The organism is Cupriavidus sp. 8B (assembly GCF_054589115.1).
Map to the genome: position 1 here is coordinate 1 of NZ_BAAILO010000363.1, position 3,823 is coordinate 3,823.

A 3,823-nucleotide genomic window follows, 5' to 3' on the forward strand; every position below is an offset into this window, starting at 1 on the left:
GGTCGAGCGCGCGGTCGAACTCGGTTACAGCGCCCTGGCCATCACGGACGAATGTTCGCTGGCAGGCATCGTCCGCGCCCACACCGAGGCCAAGAAGCACGGCCTCAAGCTGCTGGTCGGCGCCTTCTTCCGGCTGGTCAATGCCGACGGCAGCCCGGCTGTCTCCTTCATCGCGATCGCGCGCAATCGCGAAGGCTACGGCAACCTATGCGAGCTCATCACGCTGGCCCGCACGCGAACTGCCAAGGGCGCTTACCTACTGACCCGCCGCGACCTGGATGCGCCCGAGGGCAACTACGCTCATCTGCGCGGGCTGCCGGACTGCACCATCATCTTCACGCCGGAGTATTGCGCGCCGGCGGACTGGCTTGATGCCCAGGCCGCGTGGATCACCTCGACTTTCGCGGGCCGTGCCTGGATTGGCCTGACGCTGCTGTACCGTGCGATGGACGACATGCACCGGGCAGCCGTGATGCAGGCGGCCGCGGCGAATCACCTGCGGGTGGTGGCCACCGGCCACGTGCTGATGCATGTGCGCTCGCGCAAACCGCTCCATGACGTCCTGAGTGCCATCCGGCTGCGCAAGGCTGTGCCGGAGTGCGGCTACCAGCTGACGCCCAACGCCGAGCAGCACCTGCGCTCCCGACTGCGGCTATCCAACATCTACCCGCACCGCCTGCTGACGGAATCCCTGCATATCGGCAACCTCAGCCGGTTCTCGTTGGACGAATTGCGCTACGAGTATCCCGAAGAGGTGGTCCCAAAGGGTGTCAGTCCAAGCGACTATCTACGCGATGAGACCTATATTGGCGCCCACCGTCGCTTTCCCAATGGCATCCCGGCGCCGGTCCAGGCGCAGATCGAGCATGAACTCGCGCTGATCGGCGAAATGCAGTACGAGCCGTATTTCCTGACGTATACGACATCGTCCGCTTCGCCCGTGCCAATCGCATCCTGTGCCAGGGTCGGGGCTCCGCTGCCAATTCCGCGGTCTGCTACTGCCTCGGCATCACCGAAGTGGATCCGGCGCGCGGCAACCTGTTGTTCGAGCGCTTCATCAGCAAGGAGCGCGGCGAGCCGCCTGATATCGACGTCGATTTTGAGCACCAGCGGCGCGAGGAGGTCATCCAATACCTGTACGCCAAGTATGGGCGCACCCGCGCGGCGCTGGCGGCGGCGGTGGCGACCTACCGCCCGCGCAGCGCGCTGCGTGAATCCGGCAAGGCCTTGGGCGTTGACCCGGCCATCGTCGACCTGGTCGCGAAGGCCCATCACTGGTTTGACGGCAAGGCGGACCTGCTCAAGCGCTTTGCGGAAAGCGGCGTCGATATCGAGAGCGAGCTGACCCAGCGGTGGGCCAACATGGCGATGCAGCTGCTGGGCTTTCCGCGGCATCTGTCGCAGCATTCCGGCGGTTTCGTGCTAGCCCGGGGAAAACTCTCTCGCCTCGTGCCGGTTGAGAACGCGGCCATGCCAGATCGCAGTGTCATCCAATGGGACAAGGATGATCTGGATGCCGTTGGACTGCTGAAGGTCGACGTGCTCGCCCTGGGCATGCTCTCCGCGATCCATCGTGCGCTGGATCTCGTCTCTGAACAACGCGGTGAGGTCTTCGAACTGCAGGACATCCCCGCCGAGGATCCGGCCACCTACGAGATGCTCTGCCACGCCGACAGTGTCGGGGTGTTCCAGGTGGAATCTCGTGCGCAAATGTCCATGCTGCCCCGGCTGCAGCCACGCACCTTCTACGACCTGGTCGTCGAGGTCGCCATCGTCCGACCAGGTCCGGTACAGGGCGGCATGGTGCACCCCTATTTGCGCCGCCGGCAAGGCAAGGAACCGGTGACCTATCCCAGCCCGGAAATGGAAAAGGCGCTGTCGCGCACGCTCGGCGTGCCGATCTTTCAGGAACAGGTGATGCAGGTGGCCATGCTCGCGGCCGGCTTCTCGGCTGGCGAGGCTGACCAGCTGCGTCGGGCCATGGCGGCCTGGAAGCGCAAGGGCGGCCTGGAACGCTACTACGACCGCATCATCACCGGCATGTTGGAGCGTGGCTACGAGCGGGAATTTGCTGAAAGCATCTTCCGGCAGATCCAGGGCTTCGGTGAGTATGGCTTCCCGGAAAGCCACTCGGCCAGCTTTGCACTACTGGTCTACGCCAGTGCCTGGCTCAAGCGCCATGAGCCAGCGGCTTTCCTCTGCGCCATGCTCAACAGCCAGCCCATGGGCTTCTACAGCCCCTCTCAGCTCGTGCAGGATGGCAAGCGGCACGGCGTCGAGGTCCTGCCAGCGGACATCGCCGTCAGTTGCTGGGATTCGACACTGGAGACGCGCGAGCGCAAGCCGCCGGCGGTCCGCCTTGGCCTGTCGCTGCTGCGTGGCATGCGGCAAGAAGCGGCTCTGCGCATCGAAGACGCACGCTCGGTGCGCGCATTCACGAGCGCCACGGATCTGGCCCGCCGCGCCTCATTGGACCGACACGACATCCAGGCGCTGGCCGCTGGGAACGCGCTGCGCGTCCTCACGGGAAACCGGCGACAGGCCCTGTGGCAGGCCTCCGTTGCCGTGCCCGACAAGGACTTGCTGCGTCCCGCAGACCTGGTGGAGCAACCGCCCGTACTCGCACCGCCGAGCGAGGGCGAGGAGATCGTGGGGGATTACCGGTCCATGGGACTGACACTGAACCGGCACCCGCTCGCGCTACTCCGCGCGCAACTCGCCGCGCAGCGCTATGAGCCGGCATCCACCCTCTTCGGCTACCAGAACCGCCAGCTGGCGCGTGGTGCCGGCATTGTCACGGTGCGCCAGCGGCCAGGGACCGCGAATGGAGTCCTGTTCATGACCATTGAGGACGAAACCGGCACGGTGAACGTCATCGTGTGGCCATCGATATTGGAGCGGCACCGCAAGGAAGTCTTGGGAGCTCGCCTAATCGGCGTCCTCGGGCAATGGCAATGCGAGGGCGAGGTTCGGCATCTGGTGGCCCAGCGCATGGTGGACCTCACACCTTTGCTCGGTCGGCTGCCGACCAGTGGTCGCGATTTCTGCTGACGTATTGGTGAGATAGGATGGCTCGGGCAGAATTCTGTACCGCCGACTGTGGAGGGGTACCCGGCTATGCTTGTCAAGAAAACCGACGAAAAGGTGTCTCAAATCTCCGCTCTTGAAGCGCTGATCGCGGCTGGCGAGGGCCGCCATATCAAGCACGCGGAAGAGGAGTTACGCAAAGCTCGCGCCGGAATCAAGGGTGAGCAGGAAGCGGCGTACCTGATTGATTTCCATTTTGAGAAGTCAAAAAATACTGCCGTCGTCCATGATCTTCGCTTGGAAATTGGCGGTCGTGTTGCTCAAATCGATCACCTGTTGGTTCACCGGACTCTGAACGTATTTGTCTTGGAGACGAAGCGCTTCCATGCCGGCTTCAAGATAACCGACGAAGGAGAGTTCCTGCGTTGGAACGATTGGAAGAAAACTTACGAGGGAATGCCCTCCCCCCTTGCGCAGAACGAACGTCATATCGCCGTGCTGCAAGACGTCTTCTCCGAGATCGAGATGCCCACTCGTTTGGGAATTCGCTTGGCACCGACCATCCACAACGTTGTTGTGGTATCTCCGAACGCGCGCGTAGATCGCTCAAGATCGTTCGATTCGAGTCGAATCATTAAGGCTGATGCTCTATCGGATTTCGTGAGCAGATGCAAGCCTTATAGGCGGCATGTCGATGAGACTTATGACGAGGCGGTCGAGGCTTGGCGCGATCCGGTCGCACGCGATGGATACGTGTTGCGATCAAGGTCAAGGTTTCATTCAGAGCAGCCTTGGC

General features: G+C 62.9%; 1 protein-coding gene and 1 pseudogene. Both read left to right on the forward strand.

Features of this window, described 5'->3' with window-relative positions; genetic code table 11:
• Positions 1 to 3,051 (forward strand): annotated as a pseudogene (locus ACYP5B_RS34230) (error-prone DNA polymerase); the annotation flags it as partial.
• Between the two features lie 66 nt (positions 3,052 to 3,117).
• The coding region (locus ACYP5B_RS34235; protein WP_459572588.1) for a nuclease-related domain-containing protein at positions 3,118 to 3,823 on the forward strand (706 nt) is incomplete at its 3' end.